Below are 14,168 nucleotides of genomic sequence, written 5' to 3' on the forward strand. Positions count from 1 at the left end.
CTCTGGCCAGAGGCGGCGCTGCGTGGCAGTCTGCCGCCTTCTGGCAGGAGGTTGGCATGGCGAAAATTACCGGACCTAAGATTACAGGGCCTAAAATTACCGGACTGGGCGGCGTGTTCTACGTCGTGAAAGACCCCGAAGCGACGCGGGCATGGTATCGCGACACGCTGGGGATCGACGGCGAATACGGGCCGATGCTGCGCTGGTCGGAAGAAACCGGCGATGCGCCCTATTCGCTGATCAGCCATTTCAAGGACGATCAATATATGAAGCCCGGCACGGCCAGCTTCATGATCAACCTCAGGGTCGACGATCTCGACGGGTTTGTCGCAGGGCTGAAGGCCAGGGGTGTCGATGTTCTGGACAGCGTGGACGAGGGTTACGGCAAGTTCGCATGGCTGCTCGACCCCGACGGGGTAAAGATCGAGCTGTGGCAACAATGCGAGGCGCCGCCTGCCGATTAGGGCAGCCGGTTTACGGCCCCTTGCGCAGATCGGGCTGCGTCGCCACCTGCCCATCATCGCAGAATACAGGAGCCTGTCCCCCGTGCTGACCGAAATCGATTATGAAAAGGGCTGGAGCGATGCCGATATCGCCGCATGGCTGGCGGACCGGCTGAAACAGGCTTTGGCCGAGCGGGAGGGCACCGTCGCCATCACCGTGCCGGGCGGATCGACGCCCTTTCCCATATTCGCGGAACTGGCAAAGCACGATCTGGCGTGGGACCGGCTGGAAATCTGGCCGGGCGACGACCGCTGCGTGCCCGCCGATCACGAGGCAAGCAATTACGGACGACTGGCCGCCGCGCTGGCCGAAACGGGCGCGACAGTGGTCGAACTGACCGAGGACAAGCACCCGCCCCATTTCGCGCTGGCATGGCTGGGCATGGGCCTCGACGGGCATGTCGCCTCGCTGTTTCCCAATACCGACCCGCAGGTGGACGATCCGGCGCAGGTCAGGCGCCTTACCCCCGATCCGCTGCCGCCCGAAGCGCCGTTCGACCGCGTGACGCTGACCCTGTCGAAATTGCTGGCATCCGAAACGCTGATGTTCGTGGTGCGCGGCGCGGACAAGCTGGCCCTGTTCGAGGCTGCCGCGCGGGGCGAGAACGATTTGCCCGTCGCCCGCCTTTTGGGCGCGGCGCGGATGCGGATCGCCTGTTTCTCGTAAATGCCGAACATTCCGCTGACCGGACTGATGCCGCCCGCGATGCATCGCGCGGCGCTCAAACTGGGCGAGCGGGCGCGGCGCATCTGGTGGCGGCTGCGCAAGCCCGATCTGCGCGGCTGCGCGCTGGTGCCCGTGAACGCGCAAGGGGCCGTGCTGATGGTGCGCCATTCCTATCGCGCGCAGGATGAATGGCAATTGGTGACGGGCGGTGTGGACAGGGGCGAAACCCACGAACAGGCCGCGCATCGCGAACTGGCCGAGGAAGTGGGCCTGACCGCACAGGTGCTGACGCCTGTGCTGCGCGAACCGGTGCCGATGCACGGGGCGCTGAACGATGTGATCGTCTTTATCGCCAGGGTCGACGGCGAACCGCAGATCGACATGCGCGAGATTGCCGAGGCACGCTTTTTCGCGCCCGACGCGCTGCCCGCCCCGATGTCGCACTGGGCCTGCCGCTATGTCGCAGCGGCTCTGGACCATGCGGGTCAAAGCAGGTCGAGCTGACGGTCCTGCCCGCGCGTCTTCGCTTCCTCCACCCCTTCCAGCTTCGATAGCGTCAGACCCATCAGGCGGATCGGTCGCGGCAGGGGCATCATCTCGGCCAGAAGGGCGTGGCCTATTGCCGCGAACTCCGTCTTGCCGCTGACGAAATGGGGGATCGACCGCGCGCGGCTGGCGATCTGGAAATCGTTGTATTTCAGCTTCAGCGTCACGGTCCGCCCGCGCACCTCGCCCTTTTCGATCCGGTCCCAGACGATATCGACGATATTGTCCATCGCCTCGCGCAGCGCATCGGGGGCGGACAGATCCTCGTGAAACGTGCGTTCGCCGCCCAGCGATTTGCGGATGCGATGCGCGCGCACCTCGCGCAGGTCCACGCCCCGCGCCGCGCGATAGAGGTAATCGGCGAAACTGCCAAAATGGGCGCGCAGGAACGGCAGGTCGCGCTCCGCCAGATCGGCACCGGTGGCGATGCCCAGGCGCTTCATCTTTTCCGCGCCCTTGGGGCCGACGCCGTGAAAGCGCGATACCGGCAATCCCGCGACGAATGCCGCCCCCTCGCCCGGACGGATCACGCAAAGCCCGTCGGGCTTGTTCTGGTCCGACGCCAGCTTGGCAAGAAACTTGTTATAGCTGACCCCCGCGCTTGCCGTCAGACGCGTATCCTTGCGGATGCGGCGGCGGATGGCCTGCGCGATGCGCGTGGCAGAGCCGAGATTATGCCGGTCCTCGGTCACATCGAGATAGGCTTCGTCCAGCGACAACGGTTCGACCAGATCGGTATAATCGCGGAAGATGGCGCGGATCTGGCCGCTGACCTCGCGATAGACGTCAAAGCGCGATTTGCAGAACACCAGATCGGGGCACAGCCGTTTGGCAGTGACCGACGGCATCGCGGAGCGCACGCCGAACCGGCGCGCCTCGTAACTTGCCGCCGCGACCACGCCGCGACCCGATGCGCCGCCCACGGCCACCGGCTTGCCGCGCAAGGCCGGATTGTCGCGCTGTTCGACGCTGGCAAAGAACGCATCCATATCGACATGGATGATCTTGCGCAGCCCTGCCGCCTCACCCCCGCCGTCACTTGCGCTGTCATGATCGCCTGGCTGAGTCACGTCATGCGTTCTAGCCGCCCGCGACACGCTTGGGCAGTGCCTGTCGGGCCGGCGAAGTTTTCGCAGTTGCAGCAAGATTAGGGATTGAGCGTGCCTGCGAATAGGCGCAAGGGGACCGCATCATGCTGAACCTTCCCACGCCGCCCCGGGAACTTGGCCGGGCGGAATTCACTGCCATGCTGGCTTTCCTGATGTCGCTGCAAGCGCTGGGCATCGATACGATGCTGCCCGCGCTGGGCGATATCGCGGCCGATCTGGGCGCGAAGGACCCGAACGACCGTCAGCTGGTCGTGGGCAGCTATCTGATCGGCATGGGCGTGGGATCGCTGATCTTCGGCTTTCTGGCCGACCGCTTCGGCCGCCGCCGCGTGCTGCTGGGCGGGATCGCGGTCTATTGCATGTTCGACTTTCTGTGCATGATCATCACCAGCTTTCCCGCGATGATCGCGTTCCGTTTCGCCAATGGCATGGTCGCATCGGCAGGCGCGGTGATCGCCAATGCCATCGTGCGCGACAAATACGAAGGCGATGCGATGGCGCGCATCGTTTCCATGATCGCGACGGTGTTCATGGTGGTGCCGGTGCTGGCGCCGACCATCGGGCAGACGATCCTGCTGTTCGCGGACTGGCGTTCGATCTTCGGCGTGATGTTCGCGATGGGCATCATCATGTTCTGCTGGGTCTATTTCCGGCTGGCCGAGACCATGGCACCCGAAAACCGCCAGTCGCTGGATCTGAAGCGCGTGGCGCATAATTTCCGCGTGATCGTCACCAATCGCGACGCCATCGGCTATGTCTTTGGCGCGACATTGGTGTTCGGCGGGCTGTACGGTTACATCAATTGTTCCGAACAGCTGGTGGCCGTGCATTTCGGATTGCACGAGAAATTCGCCTATGTCTTCGGCGGCATGGCGATGTGCATGGCGGCCAGCAATTTCGTGAATTCGCGCATCGTCGAAAAACACGGCGCACGGCGGGTCAGCCATACGGCGCTGCTGATTTTCGTGGTGACCGGCGGGCTGCAATGGGCGGCGGCGACGTTTCATCCCGATGCGTTCTGGCTGTTCGCCCCGATCATGACGGTCAATCTGGCGCTGATCGGTTTTCTGGGCGCGAATTTCAGCTCGATCGCCTTGCAGCCGTTCCAGCATTTCGCCGGATCGGCATCATCGCTGCAAACCGCGATGCGCGTGGGCGGCGGCGCGGTGCTGGGCGCGTTTGTCGGCGGCGCCTATGACGGCACGGCGCGGCCGCTGGGCATGGCCCTGTTCGGCCTGTCGCTGGCAGGCCTGCTGCTGATCCTGTACAGCGAGCGTGGCAAGCTGTTCCAGCGGCGCAAGGGCACGATTACGCAGGTCGTCAGGTAAGGGACGGGCCGCCACCGGCCCGCCCTTTGCGCTCACAAGGTCGGTATCAGGAACGCGTTCGACCCGTCGCCGCCACCGTCGGGCCAGCGTTGGGTGACGGTCTTGACCTTGGTCCAGAAGCGCAGGCCTTCCATGCCGTACTGGTTGGTGTCGCCGAATGCGCTGCGCTTCCACCCGCCAAAGCTGTGATAGGAAACCGGCACCGGGATCGGCACGTTCACGCCGACCATGCCCACATTCACCCGCGACGCGAATTCGCGTGCCGCATGGCCGTTGCGGGTAAAGATCGCCACGCCATTGCCGTATTGGTGCTTGCTGGGAAGCGCGACCGCTTCCTCGAAATCCTTGGCCCGCACCATTTGCAGCACGGGGCCGAAGATCTCTTCCTTGTAGCTCGACATATCGGGCGTCACGCGGTCGAGCAGCGTGGGGGCCACGAAAAAGCCCTTCTCATGCCCTTGCAGCGTAAAGCCGCGTCCGTCGATGACCAGTTCGGACCCCTCGTCCACCGCGGTCTGGATCCATTGTTCGATCCGCGCCTTGTGCTCGGGCGTCACGACGGGGCCGTAATGCGCGTCGGGATCGGTCGACACGCCCACGCGCAGCGCATTGATCGCGGGGATCAGCTTTTCGCGCAGACGCTCGGCCGTATCCTCGCCCACCGGCACCACCACGGGCAGCGCCATGCAGCGTTCGCCAGCAGAGCCAAAGGCCGCGCCGCACAGATCGTTGACCACCATGTCGAGATCGGCATCGGGCATCACGATGCCATGGTTCTTGGCCCCGCCCATCGCCTGCACGCGCTTGCCGGCGGCAACGCCCCGGCTGTAGACATAGTGCGCGATGTCGGAACTGCCCACGAAGCTGACCGCCGCAATGTCCGGATGGTCGAGGATCGCGTCCACCATCACCTTGTCGCCATGCACGACCTGCAGCAGGCCTTCGGGGGCGCCGGCCTCGACAAACAGTTCGGCCAGACGCACCGGCACGCTGGGGTCGCGCTCGCTGGGCTTCAGGATAAAGGCATTGCCCGCCGCGATCGCCATGCCGAACATCCACATCGGGATCATCGCGGGGAAGTTGAACGGGGTGATCCCCGCGCCGATCCCCAGCGGCTGGCGCATCGAATAGACATCGATGCCGGTGCCCGCGCCGATGGTATATTCGCCCTTCAGAACCTGCGGGATGCCGCAGGCGAACTCGATCACTTCCAGACCGCGCTGCACGTCGCCCTTGGCGTCGTCGACCACCTTGCCGTGCTCGCTTGCCAGCAGTTCGGCAAGCTGCTGCATGTTCTGTTCGATCAGCTCCTTGAAGCGGAACATCACCCGCGCGCGGCGCTGCGGATTGGTCGCCGCCCATTCGGGCTGCACCTTCTTCGCGATCTCCACCGCGCGGTCCAGCAGCGCCGCATCGCCCAGCGGCACCTCCGCCTGAACCTCGCCCGTCGACGGGTTCCACACCTGATGCGTGCGGCCAGTTGCTGCACCAGCTCCGCCTGCGATGAAATGGTCTATCGTGCGCATGATCGGTTCCCGTTCGTTACTGGTCCACCCATTTGCTCGTCAGAGCGCGGGGGGAAAGATATTTGGTGCGTGTCCAGCCGCCATCGACCACGATGGACTGGCCATTGATCATCTCTCCGCCGGGACCGCAGAGGAAGGCGATGGCGCTCGCCACGTCCTCGGCCTCGGCAAGGCGGGGATAGGGTGTGGTCTCGACATTGACCCGCTTGAACGTCTCGTCCTCGAAACGGTGGCGGACCATGTCGGTCATAGTGACGCCGGGGGCCACGCAATTGCTGCGGATGCCCAGCGGGCCATATTCGACCGCCATATGCTCGGTCAGCGATTTCAGGCCGCCCTTTGCTGCCGAATAGGGGCCGCCGCGCTTGCCGCCGATCATGGCGAATGTGCTGGTGACATTCACCACGCAGCCGCCCGCGCCCATATGGGCCACGGCTTCGCGGCAAAGGCGGAACGGCGCGCGCAGCATGACATCAAGGAACAGGTCCAGTGTCGCATCGTCGGTGTCGAGCAGCGGGGTCGGGCTGCCCAGCCCCGCGTTGTTCACCAGAGTGTCGATGCGGCCGAATTTTTCGAGCGCGAAGTCAACGATCCGCTTCGGCCCGTCGTCGTCGGTGATATCGACCGCGACGGTCGCGATCCGGTCGCTGTCGCCGATGGCATCACGCAGACCTGCCAGCTTGTCCTCGCTGCGGCCCACGCCGACAATCGCGTCGCCTGCGGCGTGAAGCATTTTCGCGGTGGCAAGGCCGATGCCGCTGCCCGCGCCGGTAATGATGGCGGTGCGCGTCATATCAGAATCCGAACTCCTTGATCTGGCCGTCGAAATTGCCCTGTAATTCGCGGGTCGCATCGGCCAGCCTGTCGCCATCGACTCCGCGCAGATGGCCGTCGATCACGCGGTTGTAATTGCTGATCAGCCCTTCGACCCCCTTGCCCAGCCGCATGTAATCGAACCCCTCGGCGTGAAGCCCCTGCTGCTGGATCGGGATATTGGCGTAATCCTGCCGCGGGATCGGGGGAAAATCCTGGCTGTCATAGGGCAGGACAGTCGGCTCGGTCACGCTCTGGTGATTGTCGCTTTCGGCGAAATGGGTCAGCGACCACAGCTCGAACAGGCATTCCTCCGGCCCCAGCGGGCGGATGCGATAGGCGGACGAGCTGCTCATGATCGGCAGCAGGAAATAATGCGGGAAGATGAATTCGACCGCCTGCACCGGATGCGATTGCGCCACGGCGTTAAGGTCGGGAATCTTCTCACCCCTTGCGCCCAGTTGCTCGACGATCTGGTGCTGGACGATGCCGTACCACATGGGGATCGCCTGCGCCGGATCGTCGGGCAGTTCGACATCCAGCAGATGGCTCGCAATCTCCACCTCCTTGGCGTGGACCATGCCCGCCATGCCCTCGCTCAGCAGCTTCATATGCTCGAACTGGGCCTGCACATTTTCGCGGACCGACATGTTGGGATTGATCGGCAGACCGATGCCGCCCGTGTCCATGCCGTACATCACATTGTAAAGCTGCGGCAATTTCTGCTGAAGCTGCGGGTGCGTCTTCATCACGTGATAGCCTTCCATAAAGGCTTCCATCGCGACTTTCCAATTGGCGGGCAGCCTGGTCGCATACCACCATTCGGCGCGCATATCGTCCATGCCGCGCATCTCCAGCGCTTCCAGCACGCCGCCGATGCTGTCGCGCAGCGAGGGCGCATCGTCATCGAAATTGATAAAGGCGCAGCCGATGGCGGTTTCGACGCGGCAGGGACGAAGCGCCAGATCGGCGGCGTCCAGTTGCTCTTCGGAAAAGAAGTGCTTGCCGTAAACGAAGGTGTTCTCGCCATCGAGGTTCCAGCGCCAGCCATGGAACGGGCAGATGAACCCGGCGCTTTTGCAATTGCCGTGGCCGCCGGGCTCTGCAATGGGCACGCCGCGATGGCGGCAGGCGTTGTGATAGGCCTTTACCCCGTCCTTGGTGCGCACCACGATGACCGATTTGCCCAGATTGCTGTATTCGATCCAGTCGCCGACATTCTCGATCAGCTCCAGCCGTGTCGCCATCTGCCAGACATGGGGCCACAGCCGTTCCGTCTCGGCCTTGTAGAAGGCTTCGTCGTAATAGCGGGCCGCCGGTATCCGTTCGGGATTGGTCACAAGATGCGGCACGTCAAAGCGTGTTGCAGGATCGGCCTCTGCCATGGCGAAATGGTCCTCTCTCGGGTCGGATTTGCATTCGTACTTAGGCGCAGTACCGGTGTTCGCGAAACGCAGGGCAGCAGCCACCGCTCGGGCGATGCGCAGGGCGCCTATCCGGCCAGTTCGGCGCGCAGGACATGCTTCAGAACCTTGCCCGCCTCGTTACGGGGCAGCGTTTCGCGCAGCACCACGGTTTCGGGATATTTGAAACGGGTGACGCCCAGCGCCGACAGATGATCGGCCAGCATCGGTACATCGGGCGATGCTCCGGCGGCGGGCACGATCACCGCACACGCCCGCTCGCCCGTTTTCGGGTCGGGAACGCCGACGATGGCGATGTCGGCAATGGCGGGATGGTCGATCAATATGTCCTCGATCTCCTTGGGCGCGATATTCTCGCCATTGCGGATGATCAGATCCTTGATCCGTCCGATCACCGTCAGAAAGCCGTTCGCGTCGATCTCTCCCTGATCGCCCGTCCGGTAGAATCCCGCCGCGTCGAACGCGCTCGCCTCGTCCTCCTCGCGCAGATATCCGGCCAGCATCTGGGGGCCCCGCGCGCGGATCTCGCCGCCGTCGGCGATGATCACCTCGGCAATGCCGGCCTTGCCGTCGCTGTGCGCAGCCTCGGCCATGCCCTTTTCGGCCAGCGCGCCGACGGTGGTGACGGGGACTTCGGTGCTGCCATAGACGCGGGTGACGCAGGCATTGGCGAACCAGTCCGATGCCCCCTCGATCAGCGCGGGCGGGACGGAAGCGCCCCCGCAGATAAAGACTTTCAGCGCAGGCAGATGGTCTTGCGCCTGTTTCGCGGCGGCCAGCAGATGCTCCAGAAAAGGCGTCGCCCCCGCCATATGGGTAATGCCCTCGCGCCGCATGATGGCGAGCGCTTCGACCGGCTCCCACCGCTCCATCAGAACGGCGGTGCTGCCCAGCATGACCGGCCCCTCGAACGCATAGATCGACCCGCCGATATGGCTGACGGGCGACGGCACCAGGAACCGGTCGCCCGCATCGACCCGCCAGTGCTGCCCGATCTGTTTCAGCAGCGCGCCCAGCGAATGATGCGTGTGCAGCACCCCCTTGGGCCGCCCCGTCGTGCCCGAGGTATACATCACCATGCGCACCGCATCGGGATCGGGCCGCAGGTTCGCGCCCGGCTCGCTGGCGGCAAGGATATCGTCCAGCCGCTCCGTTCCGGCGACGGCCCCTTCCCCGCGCACCACGACCAGTTGCGGCGGATCGACCATGTCCTGCGCAATGCCGGCCAGCATCGCACCATAGCCGAAATTGCGGAAGCTTTCGGGCACGAACACCACGCGGCTTTTGCAATCTTCCAGAATAAAACGCGTGTCGCGTTCGCGCAGGGAAGGCAGGATCGGGTTCGCGACCAGCCCCGCATAGGTCGCCGCGAAATAGATCACCGCCGCTTCGTGCCAGTTGGGCAACATGAACGATATCACACCGCTCGGCGCGACCCGCGCGCGCAGCCATGCGGCCAGCCGCGACGCGCGTTCGTGCAGCACCGCGGCCGTCAGCCGTTCACCGCCATCCACCACCAGCAGCCGGTCGGGATCGGCAACGGCCATGCGCGGCAACAGATCGGCCAGCGTCTCACCCGTCCACCAGCCGGCCTGCCGCGCGGCGGCGGCGCGTTCCTCGTCCCAGCGGATGCTCCATCCCTCGATCTCGCGGCGCTTCATGCGGTTGGCCCTTTCCATTGCCCGCGCAATCAAGTCGCAAGTCCGGACAAACGCAACCTGCAATGGCGCTGCGGGGCAGAACTCATCGCGCGGGTGATACCGCGCGGCCCGATGGCCGCACGCGCGCCGGTTCGGGTTATGCCGAGAGGGTCAATTGAAAGGCTGGCAACCGGCCAACACAGATAAGAGGACGAGAATGCAGCTTGCAGGCAAGACCGCCGTCGTTACCGGAGCGGGTTCGGGCATCGGACGCGCCATCGCCGAACGCTTCGCGCGCGAAGGGGCCAATGTCGGCGCATGGGATCTGAACGGCGATGGCGTCGCCGAAACGGTCGAGGCGATTACCAAGGCAGGCGGAAAGGCCATTGCGGTCACGGCCGATTGTTCCGATGCCGCGCAGATCCGCGATGCGGCCGAACAGACGCGCGCGGCATTCGGTCCGATCGCCATTCTCGTCAATAATGCGGGCATCGCGCCCTTCGTCCCGTTCTTCGACATTACCGACGACCAGTGGGAACAGATCATGCGGATCAATCTGAAAGGTCCGTATCTCTGCACGCGCGAGATGCTGCCCGCCATGCTGGACGCAGGCTGGGGCCGCGTGATCAACATCACCTCCAGCTCCACCCAGTCGGGATCGAACGGGCAGGTCCATTACGTGTCGACCAAGGGCGGCGTGCTGGGCATGACCAAGGCACTGGCGCTGGAATATGCGGCCAGCGGGGTGACGTTCAACATGGTGCCGCCCGGCGTGGTCGACACCCCCGCCCTGCGCGCCGCGCCGGTGGATATGGAAGCCTTTGCCAAGACGCTGCCGATGAAGCGCATCGGCCGGCCCGAGGAAATCGCCGGCGCCTGCCTGTTCCTCGCCAGCGAGGATTCGAGCTATGTGACCGGCCAGACGATCAGCACCAATGGCGGCCGCTATATGGGATCGGCATGATCGAATATCGCGGGGGCGAGCTTCATCGCGGGCCCCGACAGGTCTATATTCCCTGCCAGATAACGGAGGATAAGCCATGGGCGTCGCAACGCAAACGACCCTGAAGCACGAAGCGATCAAGGACCGGATAGGCAGCCGCGTGCTGAATTCCAAGGAAGAGCTGCTGGCGGGAACGCTGGGCGATGAATTGCGCGACCTGCTGGAGCAGCGCGGCGTGCTGGTGTTCCCGAAGATCGCCTTTAGCGACGAGGAACAAATCGCCTTTACCAAGACGCTGGGTACCTATGCCCCCGAACGCAAGGGGGACGAGGAAGAGGTGACCAAGATCAGCATCGATCCCGCCGTCGCGGGACCGACCGCCGAATATCTGAAAGGGTCGCTTTACTGGCACATCGACGGCACCATGCAGGAAGTGCCGATCCTCGCCTCGATCCTGTCGTGCAAGAAACCCTCGCCCAAGGGCACGGGCAATACCGGCTTTTCCAATACCTATGCCGCCTATGACGCGCTGCCGCAGGAGGAAAAGGACCGGATCGAGGATTTAAAGGTCCGCCATGGCGCGTGGGCAACGTTGTTCTTCTATAACCCCGAACCGCCCGTCGCCATGCTCAAGGGCATGCAGGCGATCGGCGACAATACGCTGCCGCTGGTGTGGACGCACAAGTCGGGCCGCAAGTCGCTGGTGATCGGCAATACCGCGCATACGGTGGTCGGCATGGACGTGATGGAAGGCCGCCTGCTGCTGAACGAGCTGCGCGAATGGGCAACGCGCGAGGAATTCACCTATAGCCACGAGTGGTCCGAGGGCGATCTGGTGATCTGGGACAATACCGGCACCATGCACCGCGCCGAATGGTACGACGTGACCAGCGGCCGCCTGATGGTCCGCACCAAGCTTGAGGGCGAGGAGCCGTTCGCCTGATGTAAACGGACGCCTGACCCGTATTCAGGAAGCAGGAAAGGGCGGTGCGGATCATGTCCGCGCCGCCCTTTTCATCATGTGCGGCGCTCAGCACGCAGATGCGCAGAATGGCCTGTCCTACACCGCTCGAACGGGATAGCGAAGGAACGACAGGCTCTTTCCCATCGTCGAATCCCGCCGCATATTGTCCGCGCGGGCTCAGGCGCGAAAACCGCGCAATTCTGCCGTCTGCGGACAGGTGACAGCAGGTTACAACGTGTCACCTTTGTCACCTTTGGCAGGCTGCGATCCGCGCCTATTCCGACTGTTCGGGCATCCCCGCATCCATGTACCGCGCCAGATTGCGATGCAGGCTGGCCACTGCGCGTTCCATATAGGGGTTGGGCTGCGCGCCGCGGAAACCGGCGTTTTTCATGCCCTGCTGTACGGCGGCCATATTGCCGAAATCCTGTTGCAGCACCGGCGGCCATTCATGCGGCTCGGTATATTCCCATTCGGTCGCGGGCGCTTCGCCTTCGGGATAGAGCTCGTACACCGCAGCCTCGAAAATGCATTTGTCGGGATCGGTGCCATAGGGCCGCGCGGCATAGCAGAGCATGTTGTTCACCGCCTGCCCGATCTGGAAATTGGGGAACACCTGCCACGCCGTGCCCGCCTGCGCCGTATGCGACGGGGGCACGACCGGCCAGTTCACGCCGCGCGCGGCATCCGCCTCTCGCGACGATTTGATCCAGTGGGCCGAAACCTCGGCGGGCGGCGTGCCCTCGGGCAGTTCCTCGGCCAGCCGTTCGGCCGCGCGCACCATGGTCATGGTCGTGTTGGTATTGGCGTTTTCCCATGTGAAGCGCTGCATTTCGGCGGTCGAAAGCCGCGCATCGCCGGTGCCGACGCGCAATTTGCCCGCGTCTTCCTCCATGTCCTTGGGCGCTTCATAGCCGATATGCGAATGCAGCCCCTGATTACGCGCCCAGCCGCGGAACTGGCCGAACGCGTTGAATTCGGGATGGGTGGTGGCGACGTGATAGGTTTCGCAGAACGCTTCCATCGCGACCTTCCAGTTGCATTCAAACACGATCCACTTGCGCCAGCGCGCCCGCATGTTCTGCAACTGATAGGGGTCGAGCATGTCGGGGATCACGCCCAGATAATCCTCCAGGTTCTCTCCATCGGGGTCCATGCTGATCCAGATCCAGCCGCCCCACAATCCGGCCCGCACCGGCGTCAGATCGGCGCGGCCATCGCACAGCGATCCCTGCCAGTCGTCTTCGTGCGGGACATGCGTATTGGTGCCGTCCAGCGCGAAGCTCCACCCGTGATAGCCGCAGATAAAGCCGCGCGCCTGCCCCGATGCATTGCGTTTGCCCGCAGGCGTATCGACCAGCCGCCGTCCGCGATGGGGGCACACGTTAAAGCGCGCCTCGACCCGGTCGGGCGCGGTGCGCGTGATCAGGATCGAATCGGGGCCGATGTCATAGGTGATGAAATCGCCGGTTTCGGGAATATCCTCGATCCGGCCCGCCTGAAGCCAGACCTTGCGCCAGAGGCGGTCCTGCTCCGCCCGCGCATATTCGGGCGAGATATAGGCCTCTGCCGGAACGACGACCGGCTTGCTGATATCGGGCTGGTCCAGATCGGTCTGCATAGAAGTGTCCTTTCCCATGCAGGCAATTTTGCGCGCTTGACCGCTCCGCCGCAAAACAAGCCGTTCTCCATCGCCCCGGCGAAAGCGGCGCAGGCAAATTGCGCGCCCGCCCCCGCAACGCCTAGCCATCGGGGGACGATATTGGAGAGGACGATGGACGAATTGCGCTATGACGGCCGCGTGGCCGTAATCAGCGGTGCCGGTCGCGGGCTGGGCCGCGATTATGCGCTGCTGCTGGCCCGCCGCGGCGCGAAAGTGGTCGTGAACGACAATGGCAGCGCGATCCTAGGCGAGGGCGAGGACGAAGGCCCCGCGCAGCAGGTCGTCAACGAAATCCGCGATGCCGGCGGCGAGGCGGTGGCCAGCACCGACAGCGTCGCCACCCCCGAAGGCGCGGCGGCCATCATCGATGCGGCGATCCGCCATTTCGGCCGGATCGACATACTGGTCCATAATGCGGGCAATGTCCGGTATGGCGCGCTGGACGAGATCAGTATCGAGGATTTCCACTCCGTCCTCGACGTGCATCTGATGGGCGCGTTCTATCTGGTCCGCGCCAGCTTTCCCCATATGAAGGCGCAGGATTACGGGCGGGTCGTGCTGACATCGTCGATCGGCGGGTTTTACGGCAACAAGCGCTGCGTGAATTATTCGGTGTCGAAATCGGGCATGATCGGCCTGTCCAACGTGATCGCGCTGGAGGGCGAAGCGCATAATATCCGCAGCAATCTGATCCTGCCCGGCGCGATGACCCGCATGGCCGACGGGCTCGACACGTCGCAATATCCGCCGCTGGGCCCCGAACTGGTCGCGCCCATGGTCGGCTGGCTGGCGCATGAGGATTGCGAATTGTCGGGCGAGGCGCTGGTCGCCATCGGCGGGCGCATGGCCAGGATCGACATTCTGGAAACCGAAGGCGTGTTCCAGCCCGAATGGACGGTCGAGCAGGTCGCCGCTCGCATGGACGAGATCGGCGATCCGGCCACGCTGAAGAATCTGGGCCTCAACGGCTATCTGGTCCATCTCGGCTCCAGCTTCGAAATGGCCAAGGCGGAACGCGAGAAACTGGCCGCACAGGGCTGAG

At 64.1% G+C, this 14,168-nt stretch carries 13 protein-coding genes; 7 read left to right on the forward strand and 6 right to left on the reverse strand.

The window, feature by feature from the left end; genetic code table 11:
• The first annotated feature begins 56 nt into the window (after nt 1–56).
• From LOZ74_RS11700 to LOZ74_RS11710, 3 genes are all read left to right on the forward strand, one after another.
• A complete protein-coding gene (locus LOZ74_RS11700; protein ID WP_230291354.1) occupies nt 57–464 on the forward strand; it encodes a VOC family protein in 408 nt (135 codons plus the stop codon).
• 82 nt (nt 465–546) lie between these two features.
• Entirely contained in the window at nt 547–1,170 is a 624-nt protein-coding gene (locus LOZ74_RS11705) for a 6-phosphogluconolactonase (RefSeq protein ID WP_370638039.1), read from the forward strand.
• Nucleotides 1,171–1,674, forward strand: a complete 504-nt coding sequence (locus LOZ74_RS11710; RefSeq protein WP_230291355.1) for an NUDIX domain-containing protein — start codon at nt 1,171–1,173, stop codon at nt 1,672–1,674.
• On the opposite strand, the gene dinB is transcribed toward LOZ74_RS11710, so the two are convergent.
• Entirely contained in the window at nt 1,656–2,786 is a 1,131-nt protein-coding gene (dinB, locus tag LOZ74_RS11715) for a DNA polymerase IV (RefSeq protein ID WP_370638824.1), read from the reverse strand. The two genes, LOZ74_RS11710 and dinB, sit on opposite strands and share 19 nt — an antisense overlap.
• Before the next feature lie 122 nt (nt 2,787–2,908).
• Between dinB and LOZ74_RS11720 the strand changes: the two genes are divergently transcribed.
• Nucleotides 2,909–4,153, forward strand: a complete 1,245-nt coding sequence (locus LOZ74_RS11720; RefSeq protein WP_230291356.1) for a multidrug effflux MFS transporter — start codon at nt 2,909–2,911, stop codon at nt 4,151–4,153.
• Between the two features lie 32 nt (nt 4,154–4,185).
• Here LOZ74_RS11720 and LOZ74_RS11725 read toward each other — a convergent pair whose 3' ends face one another.
• From LOZ74_RS11725 to LOZ74_RS11740, 4 genes are all read right to left on the reverse strand, one after another.
• Nucleotides 4,186–5,679, reverse strand: coding sequence for a CoA-acylating methylmalonate-semialdehyde dehydrogenase (locus tag LOZ74_RS11725; protein WP_230291357.1), 1,494 nt, complete (start codon nt 5,677–5,679; stop codon nt 4,186–4,188).
• Nucleotides 5,680–5,695: 16 nt separating this feature from the next.
• Entirely contained in the window at nt 5,696–6,472 is a 777-nt protein-coding gene (locus LOZ74_RS11730; RefSeq protein ID WP_230291358.1) for an SDR family NAD(P)-dependent oxidoreductase, read from the reverse strand.
• A 1-nt stretch (nt 6,473) separates the two neighbouring features.
• Nucleotides 6,474–7,877 carry an SRPBCC family protein gene (locus LOZ74_RS11735; RefSeq protein ID WP_230293885.1) on the reverse strand — a complete coding sequence of 468 codons (1,404 nt, stop codon included), beginning with the start codon at nt 7,875–7,877 and terminating at the stop codon, nt 6,474–6,476.
• Nucleotides 7,878–7,984: 107 nt separating this feature from the next.
• Complete coding sequence (locus tag LOZ74_RS11740; RefSeq protein ID WP_230291359.1) at nt 7,985–9,595, reverse strand: AMP-binding protein; 1,611 nt, start codon at nt 9,593–9,595, stop codon at nt 7,985–7,987.
• A 178-nt stretch (nt 9,596–9,773) separates the two neighbouring features.
• Between LOZ74_RS11740 and LOZ74_RS11745 the strand changes: the two genes are divergently transcribed.
• Both LOZ74_RS11745 and LOZ74_RS11750 read left to right on the forward strand, forming a co-directional pair.
• Nucleotides 9,774–10,520: an SDR family NAD(P)-dependent oxidoreductase gene (locus LOZ74_RS11745; protein WP_230291360.1), complete on the forward strand. Its 747-nt coding sequence runs from the start codon at nt 9,774–9,776 to the stop codon at nt 10,518–10,520.
• A gap of 76 nt (nt 10,521–10,596) precedes the next feature.
• Nucleotides 10,597–11,442 (forward strand): TauD/TfdA family dioxygenase, encoded by an 846-nt coding sequence (locus LOZ74_RS11750; protein WP_230291361.1) that lies wholly within the window; start codon nt 10,597–10,599, stop codon nt 11,440–11,442.
• A gap of 295 nt (nt 11,443–11,737) precedes the next feature.
• Here the strand turns inward: LOZ74_RS11750 and LOZ74_RS11755 are convergent, their stop codons facing one another.
• Entirely contained in the window at nt 11,738–13,084 is a 1,347-nt protein-coding gene (locus tag LOZ74_RS11755) for an SRPBCC family protein (protein WP_230291362.1), read from the reverse strand.
• 153 nt (nt 13,085–13,237) lie between these two features.
• On the opposite strand from LOZ74_RS11755, the gene LOZ74_RS11760 reads away from it, so the two are divergent.
• A complete protein-coding gene (locus LOZ74_RS11760; protein WP_230291363.1) occupies nt 13,238–14,167 on the forward strand; it encodes an SDR family NAD(P)-dependent oxidoreductase in 930 nt (309 codons plus the stop codon).
• The last annotated feature ends 1 nt before the right edge of the window (nt 14,168 follow it).

Origin of the sequence: Croceicoccus sp. Ery5 (genome assembly GCF_020985325.1) — a bacterium.
Classification (GTDB): Bacteria; Pseudomonadota; Alphaproteobacteria; order Sphingomonadales; family Sphingomonadaceae; genus Croceicoccus.

Coding starts and splice junctions, on each gene's coding strand:
- LOZ74_RS11720 (WP_230291356.1), top strand. CDS start 2,909: ATGCTGAACCTTCCCACGCCGCCCCGGGAACTTGGCCGGGCGGAATTC.
- LOZ74_RS11760 (WP_230291363.1), top strand. CDS start 13,238: ATGGACGAATTGCGCTATGACGGCCGCGTGGCCGTAATCAGCGGTGCC.
- LOZ74_RS11730 (WP_230291358.1), bottom strand. CDS start 6,472: ATGACGCGCACCGCCATCATTACCGGCGCGGGCAGCGGCATCGGCCTT.
- LOZ74_RS11750 (WP_230291361.1), top strand. CDS start 10,597: ATGGGCGTCGCAACGCAAACGACCCTGAAGCACGAAGCGATCAAGGAC.
- LOZ74_RS11735 (WP_230293885.1), bottom strand. CDS start 7,877: ATGGCAGAGGCCGATCCTGCAACACGCTTTGACGTGCCGCATCTTGTG.
- LOZ74_RS11745 (WP_230291360.1), top strand. CDS start 9,774: ATGCAGCTTGCAGGCAAGACCGCCGTCGTTACCGGAGCGGGTTCGGGC.
- LOZ74_RS11755 (WP_230291362.1), bottom strand. CDS start 13,084: ATGCAGACCGATCTGGACCAGCCCGATATCAGCAAGCCGGTCGTCGTT.
- LOZ74_RS11725 (WP_230291357.1), bottom strand. CDS start 5,679: ATGCGCACGATAGACCATTTCATCGCAGGCGGAGCTGGTGCAGCAACT.
- LOZ74_RS11740 (WP_230291359.1), bottom strand. CDS start 9,595: ATGGAAAGGGCCAACCGCATGAAGCGCCGCGAGATCGAGGGATGGAGC.
- LOZ74_RS11710 (WP_230291355.1), top strand. CDS start 1,171: ATGCCGAACATTCCGCTGACCGGACTGATGCCGCCCGCGATGCATCGC.
- LOZ74_RS11700 (WP_230291354.1), top strand. CDS start 57: ATGGCGAAAATTACCGGACCTAAGATTACAGGGCCTAAAATTACCGGA.